Source organism: Duganella sp. 3397 (assembly GCF_031456625.1).
In the GTDB taxonomy this organism is placed as follows: Bacteria; Pseudomonadota; Gammaproteobacteria; order Burkholderiales; family Burkholderiaceae_D; genus Rugamonas; species Rugamonas phyllosphaerae.
Window position 1 is genome coordinate 121,778 of the sequence record NZ_JAVDVB010000009.1, and the last position, 16,338, is coordinate 138,115.

Below are 16,338 nucleotides of genomic sequence, written 5' to 3' on the forward strand. Positions count from 1 at the left end.
GTCCGGAACGCTATGGAATAAGTCGCTAGTTCTTTAGCAGCGCCGGCCGCTTCATTAGTGCCCGGGTAGTACTATAAAAAGTACGCTGGCCCTCACTGATGCCAGTGTCGGAACGCGCCTATATTCCGCATTGCTACGCTCATGCTATTCGCTAATCATGCAGATGATCTGATCGGTGGTAATGTCTTTAGAGCGTCTGGCAGCATGGTGGCTTTGCACGCGTCACGGGTTGCACTGTTCACAGGTGGTTCCAGTGACTTTATTCCGGACATATTGAACAATAATGAATCTAATTTTTATATTTGCCACATTGTTGATGATCTGGTCCTTGACCAGTCTGAAAGATGACTATTTACATCCTTTGGGTGTAGTATCCTTCGTCCTGTATTTATATGGCGTTGGCGGGGTTGGTCTCGCCTTTCTCGCCGACGAGCCAATTTTGGGTGAGTTCTCGTCGAATGAAGTGTTCACAGGAGGAGTGTACGGTATCTCATGCATGTTGCTTTACATTGTGGGGTTTAAGGTAGGGAGCCGTCAGCCTCTCCATGCAAAAATGTTGGGAAGAGTTGTTTTATCAAACGGCAACAGTTATCTTTACATCGCGTATTTGATGGTCGGCTTTATTTTTGGTATTTTGGCGATGATATATTTCGCTGGAAGTGTCCAGGAATTTATTTCAAGAAGCGATTTGCGTCAGGCACTTTCCGCAGGCAAAACATGGATACTATTTTTCCTTTTGGCGGCAAAATGGGGATACTTTGTTTTTCTGATGCGAGATCAAAGTGTTAAACGGTTTCGTTGGGTTGGAAACGCCGTAGTCGGACTTTCCGTGTTGACATTGCTTCTTGTGTGGGGGAGGCTGTTCGCACTTGTCTTTCTAATGCAATTATTGATTATCGTATATTCTTATCGAACTATATCCGTAGGTCGAGCTTTGATGGGCGGAATTGGTATCTTTATTGTGGTGTTCGTAGCAGGCATACATCGTTGGATGCAGGGTGCAACTGAAGCAAAAGATTTAAGTGGTTTTTCGGAAAATTTGGATTTTCTGCTAAATAATATAAACTACGTATCAATATTCCTGAATAATTTCTTTGATGGCTGGTACGTTTATTTGGGATATCTTGCTGCCTCATTGAGAAATGACTGGAATCTCTGGGGCGGTCTTGCTTTAGGCACCATGTTCAAGGTGGTACCTGGCGCTTATGCGACATATTCTGACTTGTTTCTGTATGAGACCGTTTCGGTGATCGGGGAGGCATATGACACTGGCGCAAGAGCCTCCAATCTAATGGGAGAGTTTTTTTTAGATTTTAGTTTTTTGGCACCGTTATTTTTCGGTATGTTGGGATATATTATTGCAGCTTTTTATAAGCGTGAGCGTGCTGAAAAGCTGCTTTACTCTTATGGTGGCAATCGGATCTGGAGTTTGGTGTATGCGATCATTCTGTGCAACGTTTTGATTGCGGTCCGCACAGGTATGGCTGCTGGCGTGACCTGGATGTTTGTAGACTTCTGTTGGCTTGCCATTTGGTTTCTATGCAGTGGTAAGAAGGTAGTAAAGACCTCAGTCACTGTAGGGTAGATGGGGCCTTTGTTATTACGACGTAAAGAAGCTTAAGTCGTCTAAAGTGTAGCGATGACATGCAAGTTTTTGCCTTATTCAACCCGGATTAGATGGCGTGGCGGTGATAGGCATACTCTCGCTTATTTTCGCGAAATCGTCAATTGATGCGGCTAAATTCCTAATACTAGATGGTCTTCATATGAAGTCAATAGATTATTTATTCAGAGTTATACGCAAGGAAGGCCTGATTCACGGCATGTTTTCAATCGCGAAGAGGGTGCGGTTGAAATTAAAATCGATATTTTTCTCATATATTTTCGGTGCTCCGAAAATAAGTTTCGGAAGCGGCTGCCAATTTTTTGGAGTTAAGCATATTTCATTCGGTTCTGAAATTTCGATACACCGTAATATCTGGTTGGAAGCAGTTACGGAGTACCGGGGCGAGGCTTATGCCCCATGTATAATTATTGGAAATAGAGTGAAAATGTCAAATAACGTCCATGTTACATCCATTAATAATATCACTATTTGCGATGACGTACTTTTAGGTAGTAATGTTTATATATCTGACCATAATCATGGAGGGTATTCAGGTACCATTCAGAGCCATCCTTCGGAGAGGCCGGCCGAACGCGCGCTAGTATCCGGAGGCCCGGTCTTTATTGAACAGAATGTATGGGTAGGTGATAATGTCAATATTGTAGGGCCAGTCCGCATTGGAGCAGGAGCGGTGATTGCTGCGAATTCAGTAATCCGTAAAGACGTGCCGCCAGGCGTAATAGTCGGCGGTATACCAGCAAAAATAATTAAGATATTCGACTCCAATCTAAAGGAATGGACTTCGTTGAAGCCGAACAACGAACCCGTAAAAAGAATATAATTCTATTGATCGCCATTATAATTTATAAAGCCATCGGGTGCCTAATAATGGATAATCTTTCCATTGCGTCGCAAACTTAAGCTGCTGTGCAAGAGATTTTTTATTTTTATTTCGATTGCACTAACTTTTAACCCACTAATTAAAATTAAATTTAGCAATTACGCTAATAAATTTATAGATATGCAATCAAAAAATAAATTGTCAGTTTGTATTCCTGCTTATAACAGAGCGAAATACTTGCGGGAAGTGCTTGACTCTGTTCTAAGTCAAAAGGAATATTTGTTCGAGATTGTTATCTGCGAAGATTTTTCTCCACAAAGACTTGAGTTGCGTGCCATTGCTGAGGAATATAAAAAAGTCTATGGTGACTTGATTAATTACCACGAAAATGAAAAAAATATCGGATTCGATAGCAATTTACGGGAATTGCTGAAGACGGCGAACGGAGACTATTGCATCTTCTTGGGCAATGACGATGTTCTATGTCCCGGGGCTTTGAAAACGCTACAAAACATTGTCACCGTAAATCCGAGTGTCGGAGTTATCCTGCGCGGCTATGGATGGTTTAATGGCACGCCGAAAAATGTAGTTCAGACGGTTAAGTATTTTCCGGATGAACGTTTTATGCCGGCGGGAATGGAAAGCCTGCCCTTTTTCTTCCGCCGCTCCACAAGCTTGGCCGGTCTCACCGTGGCCCGTATCCCAACTCTGGAACTTGAGACTTCTAAGTTTGACGGGTCATTGTTTTACCAGTTGCACATTGTCGGGCATCTTATCATGAAGCATGACGGTTTCTTTACCCCGGAGATAATTGCACTGTGCCGTGCCGACGAAACGCCGGATTTCGGTCACTCGGCGGCTGAGAAGGGGAAATATACTCCCGGTGAATACACGATCGACGCCCGTATCCATATGATGAATGGTATCGTCACTATCGCTCGGGATCTGGATGTTACTTATACGGGCGCACTCGATCGCATATCTCGCGATATCGCAAATTACTCTTTCCCGTGGTTGGCTTATCACGCTGACAAAAAGCCTCAAGTATTTAAGAAGTATTATTTAGAAATGGGTAAGCTGGGACTGAAACGGTATCCAATGTTTCACCTATATTATTACTTGATCCGGATTTTTGGTGCGCCCTTCATCGAAAAGATGATCAATATGGTGCGTAACAAGTTGGGCTACACTCCAAAACTGGGCGGAAAGTAAATGATATTGATTTGGAAAGAGGTGTTTGAGGCTGTATGAGAATATTAATTGATGGATTTTATCTTGATAAGCCACGTGGAATGGGGCGATATCTTCAAGAACTTTTGTTTTCTCTAGGGAGCTTCGCTCCGTTAAATTTCGATATTGATGTACTGATTCCGTCAGGCATTGATAGATCATTGTTTGTAATGCCAGAGCGGCTAAATTATATTAAAAAGCGTCGCCTCCCTTTTCCCCTGTGGGAGCAAATAACGCTTCCGCTTTCGATAGCCGGAAGAGATTACGACTGCGTGCACTTTCCATACAACACGATGCCTGCGGTAATGAATTTACCGCTTGTCAGATCTTGGTTCAACGCCCGGCGCGTGGTAACAATTCACGATTTGATGTTCATGACTTCGCTAGGCGGGAACTTTTATCAGGGATGGGGTAATCGTTATCGAAAATATTCGGTCAAGCTGATGTCGGGTTACCGAACCCGAGTCGTTACGGTTAGCATGGACTCGGGCGCCCGCATTGAAGCTGCCCTAGGCACTCCTGCAACTGTTGTCTACACGCCTGTAGAGCGTACCTGTCCCGCTGATTTCGCTGAAATGGAGGCGATCGAAAAATGGACCCAAAGACAGCGATTCTTCCTGCATATCGGCGGAGTTAGTCCCCATAAAAACTCGGCTCGATGCATAGAGGCCTTTTTGGCAGCGAAATTGACGGGTGTCAATCTCGTTGTCCTGGGACTTCCGGCCAGCAGCGGACTTGCGCTCAGTTATCGTAATGAGCGATCAGTGGTGTTTCCAGGCTGGGTTACGGACTCGGAGGTACGCAGCTTTCTGGGACATTCGGAAGCAGTATTATTTCCCAGCCTGATGGAGGGCTACGGACTGCCGATTGTAGAGGCCTTCGCTGCTGGAAAGCCTCTTCTCACGTCCAATGTGCCGCCGATGAGCGAACTGGCGGGAGACGCGGCAATATTGGTCGTCCCGACGTCCGATGAACAATTAATCAATGGAATCAAGCGACTTGAAGCTGATATCGAAGGCAACCAGGATCTTGTGCGGCGTGGCAAGCTGCGTATGCTGGAGATCACGTCCGCCAAGATGGCTGAGAAGTTGATCTCCGTGTATGCAGTCCATCGTTGAAGTTATTGGTGGAAGTTCGCAATCTTGGAAAATAATATGAAGATAATGCTTTTGTCGACGATTTTCCCATATCCTGTGGACGTGGGAAAGAAGGTCGTATTGTCCGGTTTGATACGCTTTTTTTGCGAACGCGTGGGAGAAGAAAATTTTTACTTGATTTGTCCCAATACCGATACCCCTGCATTTGCTTCAGCAAAATTTAGGAAATATACCTACGCGATGCCTTCAGAAGCTACAAGGATTGTTTCTGTTATCAAGTATGGATTTTTACTGCGCAGTAAAAGTATTCAAGAATCGATTTTCTTTTCGAACAGAATAAAATCCAAGTTGCAGCAAGCGATTAATGACGTGCAACCCGATCTTGTCGTTTTCGATACTGTACGTATGGGGCAATATTTGCCACATCTGGACTTAGGTAACGCCGCTCATGTGCTCTACTTGGATGATCTTTTTTCAGTCCGCTACGAGGTGATGCTACAAGCAACGAAGAACAATCCTTCACTCAAATTTAATGCACTAGGAAATTTCGAAAAGAATATTCCAGGCTTTCTACGTCCTTACGTAAAAAAAATCTCGAGATTGCAAAGCATCTTGCTGAGCATTGAATCAAAAAAAATTCGGCATTCGGAAATACAGCAGTCTCGACGATTTCCTTTGAGCTTGCTGATTAACAAGGCAGAGGCCCGAATGTTACGTCAGTGGAGCGGTAGTCGTGTTGAGGTTTTGCCACCATTGTTGTCCACGCCGGAGCGCGCATACGCACGCACCTGGAGCGGTTCAGCAGTGTTTGTATTCCTTGGTGGGCTTGATGTTCCCCACAACGCCGTTAGCATCGAAAATTTCGTCGAGCAGCAGCTGCCTAAGATTGTTCAGGCTATTCCGGACGTGTTAATCCGCATCATTGGCAAGAATCCTTCTTCCCGTCTTGTCGAGCTCGTTGCCAAAAATTCACGATATGTTGTAATCGAGGGTTATGTGGAGAACTTGGGGGAAGTGCTCAACGCTGCTTGTGCAATGCTGGTACCACTACTCTTCGGTAGCGGGGTCAAGCTGAAAACGATCGACGCAATGGCCTTTGGTATTCCAATCTTGTCCTCAGATTATGGCGTAGAAGGCGTGGATGCGCCCGATGACGAAACGACCTTTATTCGAGAAAATGATTTGCAGAGATATTCTGCACACATGAAGAATTTGCTGGAGCCAGAGTATAACAGCCGTCTATCGCATGCATCATTCGACTTCTACTCGTTGCATTATGCCGAAGCTGTTGTGAAGCATCTTTATACCGATATCTTTGCGATTAGGTAGAATCTGTCTATTGCGAAATTGCGGCCTGGCACCTCTTAAGTCTTGTATGGACTATGTAACGACTCTAAGTGCATAGGTTTATACACATCTCCGCGCCAGCCCGCCAAGCTTGCTTGATCGACAACATCCGGGCGGAAAAATCCGTTTACATTCAAGCACTTGCGGGAGCGGTTGTAAACTATTGATTTTTCAGGTTTACTCTCGTCTTTTGGCTCGCGAAAAATGACTGAATCGACGCACTGGACTGCCGTGGAATTTGCTGACATAGACCTTGAGGACGCTCGCCTCGACAGTCGCGCCAGGAAGATCGTGGCGCGGTTTGCCGACAAGCCGTCGTCCAGCATTTCCAAGTCGTGCAACGGCTGGGGCGAGACGATCGCCACATACCGATTTCTCGAGAACGACGCCGTCGAATGGCGTGACATTATGGTGCCGCACTGGACCAAGACGCAGCAGCGCATGGGCGAACATCCCGTCATCCTGTGCTTGCAGGACACGACCGAACTCAATTTTAACGGGCAGCAGATCGAAGGTCTCGGTCCGCTCAGCTATGAAGTCCAGCGCGGCATGTATGTCCATCCGACGTATGCCGTCACACCGGAACGGTTGCCGCTAGGGGTGATCGATGCCTGGATGTGGGCGCGCGAAAAGATCGATGGCAATGGCGTTCGACCGGGAATCAAGGAAAGTGGCCGCTGGATCGAAGGCTACGGGCGGATCGCCGAGATGGCCGCCGAGATGCCGGCGACGCGACTGGTGTACGTGGCCGACCGCGAGGCCGATATGATCGAGCTGATGACCTACGCCCAGGACTGCGGCACGCCGGCCGACTGGCTGGTGCGCGCTAAGACTGACCGGGCGCTGCCCGACGGCGAGAAATTGTGGGCGCACACGCTCGATGGCGCGCCGGTGGGAGAAATCAGCTTCGTCATCGGCGCACGCGGCAAACAGAAGGGCCGCAAGGTACGCCAGCAACTCTGGACCAGGCGCGTGGAACTGCCGGCGCGGCGTGGCGTCAAGATCACGGCGACATGCGTGATCGCGCGCGAGATCGATGCGCCCGCCGGCATCGAGCCGATCGAATGGCGCTTGCTCACCAATCGAACCGCCACCACCGTCGATGCGGTGATCGCGTTGATCGACTGGTACCGCGCGCGTTGGGAAATTGAGATGTTCTTCCATGTGTTGAAGAACGCCTGCAAGGTTGAGGCGATGCAGCTCTCCCACATCGACAATCTGGAACGCGCGCTGGCGCTGTTCATGGTCGTGGCGTGGCGCGTCTCCTATCTGATGCGCATCGGGCGCATCTGCCCGGATCTCGACGCCAGCCTGTTCTTCGACCCGGACGAAATCCGTGGCGCTTACCTGCTCACGAAGGAGCGACGGCCGGATCAGCCTCCGACACTTAACGATGTGGTGCGCTTGATCGCGCGCGTCGGCGGTTTCCTTGGACGAAAAGGCGACGGCGATCCGGGCGTCAAGACAATCTGGCAGGGCATTGAGGATGTGCGCGTGGCTGCACTCACCATCAAAGCGCTACGCGACGAAGCGGGGTGATTTGTGTATAAACCTATGCTCTAAGTGGAGTCGTACAATCAACATAGGAGACCCAGGCCAAAAGTATCTAAAAAACAATCTTTTCGTTTGAAGAATCGTTGCCTGATTTGTCTCTTGTACTGAGAGATTTTTTTTTGGGGTGATTAGTAAGCGCCTTCTTTTACCAAGAGCACCTTAAAGGTACGTATGAGAATCACCAGGTCAGTGAACATCGACCAGTTCTTGACATACCAAGCATCTAGACTGACCCTAGTTTCATAACTCACATCGTTACGACCGCTGGTTTGCCAGAGGCCAGTGATGCCTGGGCGTGCTTCCAGATAGTAATCAACCTGGTCGCCGTAGCGTTCCAGTTCGGCATCGATCACTGGACGCGGACCTACTAAGCTCATCTGGCCTTTGAGCACGTTCCACAGTTGTGGTAGCTCATCGAGACTGGTCTTTCGCAAAAAGCGGCCGACCTTAGTCACGCGTGGATCGTTCTTCAGCTTGAAATCTCTTTCCCATTCTTCGCGGGCGGAAGGATCGTTTGCGAGTAGCTCCTTGAGCAGTACGTCGGCGTTGACGGCCATGGTGCGGAATTTGTAGCAAGGGAACGGCACGCCGTTCCGACCAATGCGCATGTGGCCGAAGAATACGCCGCCACCGCCCGCCAGCTTTACCTGAATCCCGACCCAAAGAAATAGCGGGGACGTCATGGCCAACAGAAGGCTCGAGCAAAATACGTCGAACCCGCGCTTTAGCATTCGAGGACCGCGTTGCGCCAAGTTGTTACGCATGCCCAGCACCATAACATCGTGAGCAAAGAAATGATTAATCGACATTCCCTGCAGCGGCAGGCCGCGCAGCGATGGCACAATTTGCAGGTCGGCGCAATGGCGGCTTAGTTGCTGGATCAGCGTGCGGGACGACTCCATGCCCCCCTGGTCCAGTGCGAGAACCACATGTGGGGATCCGAGTTGCTTGAGGGTAGTGTCGATTTGCGCGCCCAGATGTAGATAGGGGACCGACCGGCCACGGCGGTCGTAATATTGGGTAGTAGTAGGTACGCTGCCTGGCAGGTCCAGGAATGCGATAAGGTGATAACCCATCAGGCGTTCTGCTTCGAATACACGTGCGGTTTCGCGTGCATTGGCGCCGGTGCCGATGATGACCATGGGACGGCTCCAGCTGCCGTGACGCAGCATGCTGAATTTCAGCATCGCGCGCAACGCCAGCAAGACCAGTGGCGCCACGGTCCACTGCACCAATGGCAACAGCCGCGGCATGTCCGAGCCGCTGAAAAACGCTAGCGCCACTTGCGCCAGTAGCAAGCCAGCGCAAGCGTGCACCAGTTCGCGCACTTCACGGGCGTATGGCTTACGCTTGTTGTAGTGCCCTTGATTCCAGAAGATCACCATCGCCAGCGGCACCAGCACCAGCGACGCAACCGTGCCATTGACGTTGTTGGTGGTAGCAAGTCCGGTAAAGATCAGCAGGGCGTGCGCCATGGCGGTAGTGAGCATGAGCGCCAGCACGTCGCTGCCAAGCAGAAGGCTAAGTTGGGCGACTTTACTGGCATGCCAGGCTTTGCTTGGCAGAAGGAATGCGTCAATGGGCTTCATGCGTTGCAGCTCCCGGCAAAAAATAAACTGATGCCGGATTTGACGGCTTGTGCGCGCGTTGCATGGTGCTGGCTACGACGGCATACGCCGCTGGTGTGTGGAATCACGGTATCAAATACGATCAGGTGATCGCTTCAGTTTGTTGTTAAAAAAAAATTTAAACGTTAAGGCATTGTACTGATCGTTGACACTCTCTGCAATTTCGCTCATGTAACATTCTTCATTTGCTAAGATACCGATGTTGCGACGCAACACGTCGGTGTTACATGCGAAATGTTTCACACAAGAAGCATGAGAATAAAATAATTCCAGTGCAGCTGAGCAACAATACAGCGCCTGCGGCACAGTCTTTGGCCAGGCCGATGGCGGGATGGGGGCTGGGATGCAAATGGTCGAGCGCATGTTCGAGTGCGCTATTGAACAACTCGGCGGCAAGTACCAGGCCGCAATTGAGCAACAGCAAAGCCCACCATACGGGGGCAGGCCGTAGCCATATCAGGGTGATCAATACACCCACGGCGGCGACTGATTGTTGGCGCATACTCATTTCGGTGCGCCATGCACTGACGATGCCATGCCACGCAAACCCGAGGCGCCTGTAGAAGGGCTGGTTTTTCATGGGGGAAAACAAGAAAACAGCGGCCGACCCGAGGGCCGACCGCAGCACGCGATCATTACCGTACAACCAGACACGGTAACAACCGAGTGATTAACGAGAGTGGTGGCTGGTAGCGTGGTGGGTGGTGCCGGAGTTCGAATCCGAAGCAGCAGCGCCAACAGCTGCTACGGCTGCGCCGATAGCAACCAGAGCGCCGGTGCTCAGGCCAGCGGTGCCGGCAGCGCCAACGCCAGCTGCTGGAGCTGGTGCTGGGGTTGGGGTGGTCGCAGGTGCGGTTTGAGCGAAAGCTTGGCCAGCGGCGAATGCCAGAACTGCGGCGGTGATAGCGATTTTTTTCATGTTGGTCCTTGAAGGTGAGTAAAGAGACATCTCGACTACGATAACCATTGTACCGGCTTTTATTCATCAATCAATTGGAACTGAAGAATAATTTCCAAATTGCAAGTGATTATTGCTAATTCGATGTGGTTTTTACGCTATTACTTATTTTTTTGCAACAAATTTGCGGTTTTGCCGTGAGAGTGCGCTGCGGTGCGTACGCCAGGCAGCGACGGCGCTGGCATGATATGCACACCTTGGATATCGGCGCGGTTCAACGGCCCTCTGATGCCGCCAGCGTCTCCATATGTGGCATTGCTCTGCAAATAACTCATGTTATAGAAGTCACGCAGTTCGAATTGATAGTTTCCGGTCTTCAGGCTGACGCGCATTGGTGTCGAATACGACAATCCTGCGCGTTCCGGTGAGTGTGGCATTTGTACTACACCTCCAGTCACCTCCCGCCCGGTGCGATCCTTGAGCGCCAGCCATTTGACGCTGCCGGTGATGCCAAGGTTGATCTGGTGCGCGGTATTGCGATATAGCAGTTGCAGTACATATACACCGCTGCGGGTGATGCGAATGTTGTGCACGGCGGCGCCGATGGTCTGGCCGGCTTGAGCACACATCGGCGCGCTGTGGTGACTGCGGTTGCCTGAGCTGGTGTACACGGCTTCCACCGCGTAGCACGCGTTGCCGCCTTTGACCGGTACGCGGTCGGTCCAGGTGCTGGCGGTCAGGCCCTGCGCCACCTGTTGGCCGTCGCGGTAAATGTTGTACACCACGCCTGTGCTGTCACCGGGGTAGGTAATGCGTACTGTCGGGGTTCCGTTGGCATGGCTGGTGCTCAGGGTGGCAGCTGGCTCGAACGGCGCGTACAGCGCGGGATCGGCCTGGTTCGGCTTGCCGTCCACGCGGCGGATGACCTGCTGGCCCGGCAACAGCTGGCCCAGGCGGATCTCGACCAGGTTGTCATCCGCCAGCGCCGACCAGTCCAGCGCAGTGCCGGCAGGCTGGCCGTTCACCGTGACGCCGTCAATGGCGTAATAACCCTGGCGGTCGGCAGGGGCGGTGGCGACAGGTGGCAGCAGCAGCCGGACCTGCAGGCGCTTGCCTCGCAGTTGCAGGTTGTTCAGGGTAGCCGTGTCGGTGGCGCCCAATGCTACGCGGCGCAGCTTGGCGGTCACGAACGGATGCAGGGCGATGCCGGTATCGGTGGTGCGCACGCCGAAGATCTCACCGATAACCATGCCGAGGTAGCCCCCGATCGACCACAGCATCTGGCGTGAATTGACGACCGGCCCGCTCAGGTCCGCTTGCGCTTGCTTGTCGGCCAGCAGCGGCTCGCCGGACAGCCATTCGAAGTTTTCCATGTTCGACAGGTTGAGCGCGGCGCCGCGCAGCAGTGTGTCGTAGGCGGCGTCGGCCACGGCCACGTTGCCGGTCATGGCGGCCGCGCGCAGGCCGTGCGCGGTGACGAAAGGCCACATGGCGCGGTTGTGGTATATCGACACGCCCTGCTGTTGCGGGAAAATCACGGGCGCCCCCATCGGCCCGTGCGGGTAGTGGGCCAGGATGCTTTGCGCCTGTGCGGTGTCGGCGATGCCGTGGATGATGGCCAGCGACTGTCCCAGCCAGTCGTACTTGTAGAGCGCCGCGCCGTCGAAATGGCCGGCGGTCAGGCTGCTGTACATGCCGGCGTCGGCCTGCCAGAAGCGGCGGTTGATGGCAGCCTTGAGGTCGGCAGCCCACCCCTGGTAGCGCGCGGCCAATATCGGCACGCCTTGTTCGCGCGCGAGTTTGGCGGCCAGGGTGAGCGCCTGGTAATGGGCAACGTTGGTGGACAGTGCTTTGGACCTGGCCATGCTGGCGAGGTCTGTGGGAATCCAGGCGGCATAGCTCTGCTCGCGCCAGTCGAGGAACGATTGTTCGCCGGTGTACAGCCCGTCGGCCTGGTCGAAAGCGGCCAGGCGGTCGTTCTCGAGCGTGTTACGCAAGGCCTTCAGGGCCGTGACGGCGAAGTCCTGGCGCTCAGCCGGTGCCAGCGCCTTCAGGGCCTCGTCGGCGCCGAATGCCCAGCTCATGCGGTCGGTGCTGACCGGCCAGCTGCCGCCGCTGCCCGTATCCTGGACGATTTGCAGGCCGTCGGCCGTACCGGCCACGTCGGGGCCGGGCGTCACCCCTTCGCGGTAGCCGGCCAGTTTGAATTCCAGCGAGTTGCGCACGCGTTGCGGGTCGAGCATGGCGAGCGACAGCGCGGCCGCGTACGACAGATCGCGGGTCCATACGTAGTGCCACAGCTCGCCGGTCTTGAAGCAGTCGCAAGGGATCGGCTGGCCGCCGTTGTAGCTGCCATCCTGGATCTGGCTCACCGCGTTACGCTGCATTTCCGTGCCCGCCAGCGCGAACAGCGCGTCGAAGGCCAGATTGCTGCTGCGTACGGTAGGCATCTGCGCGGTTTCAGCATAAGTGGTCTTCTGCTTGCCGTCGAGGGTCTCGCCCTGGCGCACCCGCTGGGTGGTGGTTTGCGTGTAACTGCGCAGCGCGGCGTCGGCGTCGGGCGTCGCGTAGCGCACGGTGTTGTGGTGGCCGTCCCAGGCGGGATAGGTGGCGGCGCTGCTGGCGGGGGTCTGCGCCAAGGCGGGCAGGGCCAGGGACAGGGCGGCGCCAAGCGCTCCCCATTGCAATTGTTTGGCGTTCATCAATGTTCTCCGTTGCCGCTCATGGTCTTGCTCCACGGCGATTTTATGAAACACGGCTTTCTGACATTTGCTTTCAGAAATATGTGATTTTTTATAGAAAAATGTAGTTCTGCTACAGATGTCTGTACGAATCATTGTAGCTGAAATACAACGAGAATCGTTGCGTGCACAGTGAGGCCTTACGTAGCGCCGCTCTTAAACTGTAGCTGGCAGGAAGTTCAATTGACATTGAATCTAGTTTTAGTACAAAATTCGCTCCGGAACGTCTTTAGAACGTTATTTTTCTTGGTTCTCATGTAGTCGCCGACTACAGGGAAATTATCAGTGTCGTGTAGAGGGGACATCAATGAGTATCTTCGCCAACCAGCGCAGCGCAGCTGCCTTCCAACTCAATCCGGTCGCAGCGGGGTGCGCGTTGTTTGTCGCCGCCTTCGCCATGCCGGCTTTCGCCCAGAATGCGCCTGCCGAGGAAGCTCCGGCCGCAGCCCAGGCGCCGATCGCCTCCGTGGTCGTGTCCGGTATCCGTCGCGGTATCGAGGACGCCATCTCGGTCAAAAAAGATTCGAATTCCATCGTCGAGGCGATCTCCGCCGAAGACATCGGCAAGCTGCCCGACGTCAGTATCGCCGAGTCGATCTCGCGCTTGCCGGGCCTGTCGGCCCAGCGCGTGGCCGGTCGTGCCCAGGTGATCAGTGTGCGCGGCCTGTCGCCGGACTTTTCCACCACCTTGTTGAACGGCCGCGAGCAAGTCTCCACCGGCGACAACCGCAGTGTCGAGTTCGACCAGTATCCGTCGGAACTGATGTCCGGTGTAACCGTGTACAAAACTCCGGACGCCGGCCTGGTCGGTCAGGGTCTGTCGGGCACCATCGACATGCAGACCGTGCGTCCGCTGGCGTTCTCCGGTCGCACCGTGGCACTCAATGCCCGTGGCGAAAAAAATTCGCTGGGCAAGATTGGCAACGCCAAGGACACCGGCACCCGCTTTTCGGCCAGCTATATCGACCAGTTTGCCAACCGCACCATCGGTGTGGCGCTCGGTTACGCCCGCCTGGAAACCCCGATCCTGTCCAACGAGACCGGCCTGTACGAGCCATGGAAGCGCGATGCGCGCAATGGCCTGCCAGCGGGCACGTTTGCCTCGAACGGCATCAAGGCGGTGGCCCGCAGCGGCCGTAACGAACGCGACGGCCTGATGGGCGTGTTGCAGTACCGTCCGAACAAGCAATGGACCAGCATCGTCGACGTGTACGCGTCGCGCTTCAAGGCTGAAGAGACCGCCAACCAGCTGGAAATCTCGCTCGAGCAGTCCGAGTCCAACTACAACCCGGTCACGGTCAACAACGGCACCATCGCTGGCGGCACGCTCAACAACGTGCGTCCGCTGGTGCGCGGCATGTACAACAAGCGCAAGGACGATATCCGCGCCTTCGGCTGGAGCAACGAGTACAAGTCGAGCGACTGGACCATCTTCGGCGACGTCAACTACTCCAAGGCCAAGCGCAACGAGACTGGCCTGGAAAACAATCTGCAGTACAGCAATGGCGGCGCATCGGCCATCCTGGACAAGGTCAACCTTGGTTACGGTAACGGTGGCTACTCGCAGCTGACGCCTGGCCTCGACTACAGCAACTCGAACAACCTGTACGTGGGTAACACCATCTACGGCTCCGGCTACGGCAAGGTGCCGAGCGTGGAAGACGAACTGAAAGGCGCCAAGCTGACCGCCAATGTGCGTGCCTCGGGCGACCTGGAAAAAGCATTCTCGAGCTTCGATTTCGGCGTCAACTACGCCGACCGCAGCAAGAGCAAGCGCCAGGCCGAAGGCGCCATCAACCTGGTCGGCAACCCGGTAGCGGTGCCGGGCAACCTGCAATATGGTTCGGTCGACCTAGGCTTTGCCGGCGCCGGTTCGATCCCGACCTGGAACGTGCCGGGCTTCGTCAGCCAATACATGTCGTTCCTGCCGAGCGAAGACCTGACCTACCTGATCCCGAAAGCGTGGACCGTCAACGAAAAGGTCATCACGACCTTCGCCAAGGCCAATATCGAGGCGGAACTGTCGCCTGCGGTCAGCCTGCGCGGTAACATCGGCGTGCAGATGCAAAACACCAAGCAGTCGTCGGACTCGCGCTACCTGGACAACACCAAGACCGGCGCCAACCAGATCCAGCCTATCCACGATGGCAAGAGCTACACCGACATCCTGCCGAGCATGAACCTGGCGTTCGGCTTCGAGGGTCAGCAAACCGTGCGCGTGGCCCTGGCCAAGCAACTGGCGCGTCCGCGCGTGGACCAGTTGCGCTCGGCGCTGGAAATCAACGTCGACACCACCAAGGGCGAACCGAACGCCAGCGGCGGCAATGCGCAGCTCGATCCATGGCGCGCCAAGGCGTTCGACATTTCGTACGAGAAGTACTTCGACAAGAAGGCCTATTTTGCTGCAGCGGCGTTCTTCAAAAAACTCGACACGTACATTTTCACTCAGACCCGTCGTACCGATTTCTCGAACTACTTCCCCGCAGATTTCGTGATGAACAATGGCCTGCCCCTGCGTTCGCGCATCGGTGACTACAGCGCTGCCTACAACGGCAACGGCGGTATCCTGAAAGGCGTGGAACTGTCGGGCTCGATGCCGCTGAACATGCTGACCAAGACCCTGGACGGCTTCGGTGTTGCGGCCAGCGCCACCTACACCGACAGCAAGATCACGATCGAAGATCCGAGCGGCAGCATCGGCAACAACATCCCGCTGCCGGGTCTGTCCAAGCGCACGACCAACCTGACCGCTTACTACGAGAAGAATGGTTTCGAAACTCGCGTCAGCCAGCGTCGTCGTTCCGACTTCGTGGGCGAGATCGGCAACTTCTCCAACGACCGCGCGCTGCGTTATGTCGTCGGTGAAAACATTGTCGACTTCCAGATCGGCTACACCTTCAACAGCGGTGCGATGAAGGGTGTGGGCCTGGTCTTGCAAGTGAACAACCTGCGCAACGCCGCGTACGAAACCTACAACGGCGACCGCGCCCAGCAGCTGGAATATGCGAAGTACGGCCGTACTGTGATCGCGGGTATGAACTACAAGTTTTAAGCTGCTGTCTCCGCAGTGTATTTGAGCCTCGGTCGGGAAACCGGCGGAGGTTTTTTTTTGGTGCGCCCACAATGTGCACTTCCGCCGATGCGAGGTCGGCCTCAAGCTGTCCGCAGTAAGCGATGTCAGGCGCAACTTCGTAATGGTAACCGACCATTGGAAGGGGCGTGGAGTATCAGCAATAAGCCGATGACAAGGGGGCTAAGAGGGCGCTGCCAAGCAGGACGAGCAAAATCGCAAAGCGCTTATTGTAGTGGTCAACCCATCCCGGACACTACGTTAAGTTTTTCTTCGGCGACGGCCGGCGCCAGTCCGTGGTTGAACTGATGCGGTCGTATCCAGTT

Annotated in this window: 10 protein-coding genes; 7 read left to right on the top strand and 3 right to left on the bottom strand. The window is 53.8% G+C overall.

Annotation, left to right across the window (positions count from 1 at the left end):
• The first annotated feature begins 328 nt into the window (after nucleotides 1-328).
• The 6 genes from J2X54_RS23805 (at nucleotide 329) to J2X54_RS23830 (ending at nucleotide 7,660) form a co-directional block, all read left to right on the top strand.
• A complete protein-coding gene (locus tag J2X54_RS23805; protein ID WP_310184299.1) occupies nucleotides 329-1,585 on the top strand; it encodes a hypothetical protein in 1,257 nt (418 codons plus the stop codon).
• Nucleotides 1,586-1,682: 97 nt separating this feature from the next.
• Nucleotides 1,683-2,447 carry an acyltransferase gene (locus tag J2X54_RS23810; protein WP_310184300.1) on the top strand — a complete coding sequence of 255 codons (765 nt, stop codon included), beginning with the start codon at nucleotides 1,683-1,685 and terminating at the stop codon, nucleotides 2,445-2,447.
• Nucleotides 2,448-2,510: 63 nt separating this feature from the next.
• Nucleotides 2,511-3,659 (top strand): glycosyltransferase family 2 protein, encoded by a 1,149-nt coding sequence (locus J2X54_RS23815; protein WP_310184301.1) that lies wholly within the window; start codon nucleotides 2,511-2,513, stop codon nucleotides 3,657-3,659.
• 35 nt (nucleotides 3,660-3,694) lie between these two features.
• Nucleotides 3,695-4,795, top strand: coding sequence for a glycosyltransferase family 1 protein (locus J2X54_RS23820; RefSeq protein WP_310184302.1), 1,101 nt, complete (start codon nucleotides 3,695-3,697; stop codon nucleotides 4,793-4,795).
• A gap of 36 nt (nucleotides 4,796-4,831) precedes the next feature.
• A complete protein-coding gene (locus tag J2X54_RS23825; RefSeq protein ID WP_310184303.1) occupies nucleotides 4,832-6,103 on the top strand; it encodes a glycosyltransferase family 4 protein in 1,272 nt (423 codons plus the stop codon).
• A 222-nt stretch (nucleotides 6,104-6,325) separates the two neighbouring features.
• Nucleotides 6,326-7,660 (top strand): IS4 family transposase, encoded by a 1,335-nt coding sequence (locus J2X54_RS23830; RefSeq protein WP_310184304.1) that lies wholly within the window; start codon nucleotides 6,326-6,328, stop codon nucleotides 7,658-7,660.
• Between the two features lie 143 nt (nucleotides 7,661-7,803).
• Here the strand turns inward: J2X54_RS23830 and wbaP are convergent, their stop codons facing one another.
• The 3 genes from wbaP to J2X54_RS23845 all read right to left on the bottom strand — a co-directional run bounded on the left by wbaP (nucleotide 7,804) and on the right by J2X54_RS23845 (nucleotide 12,903).
• Nucleotides 7,804-9,264: an undecaprenyl-phosphate galactose phosphotransferase WbaP gene (gene wbaP, locus J2X54_RS23835; protein WP_310184305.1), complete on the bottom strand. Its 1,461-nt coding sequence runs from the start codon at nucleotides 9,262-9,264 to the stop codon at nucleotides 7,804-7,806.
• 262 nt (nucleotides 9,265-9,526) lie between these two features.
• Nucleotides 9,527-9,883, bottom strand: a complete 357-nt coding sequence (locus J2X54_RS23840; RefSeq protein ID WP_310184306.1) for a diacylglycerol kinase — start codon at nucleotides 9,881-9,883, stop codon at nucleotides 9,527-9,529.
• A 479-nt stretch (nucleotides 9,884-10,362) separates the two neighbouring features.
• On the bottom strand, nucleotides 10,363-12,903 hold the full coding sequence (locus J2X54_RS23845) for an esterase (protein WP_310184307.1): 2,541 nt from the start codon (nucleotides 12,901-12,903) through the stop codon (nucleotides 10,363-10,365).
• A gap of 346 nt (nucleotides 12,904-13,249) precedes the next feature.
• On the opposite strand from J2X54_RS23845, the gene J2X54_RS23850 reads away from it, so the two are divergent.
• Nucleotides 13,250-15,994, top strand: a complete 2,745-nt coding sequence (locus tag J2X54_RS23850) for a TonB-dependent receptor (protein WP_310184308.1) — start codon at nucleotides 13,250-13,252, stop codon at nucleotides 15,992-15,994.
• Nucleotides 15,995-16,338 lie beyond the last annotated feature (344 nt).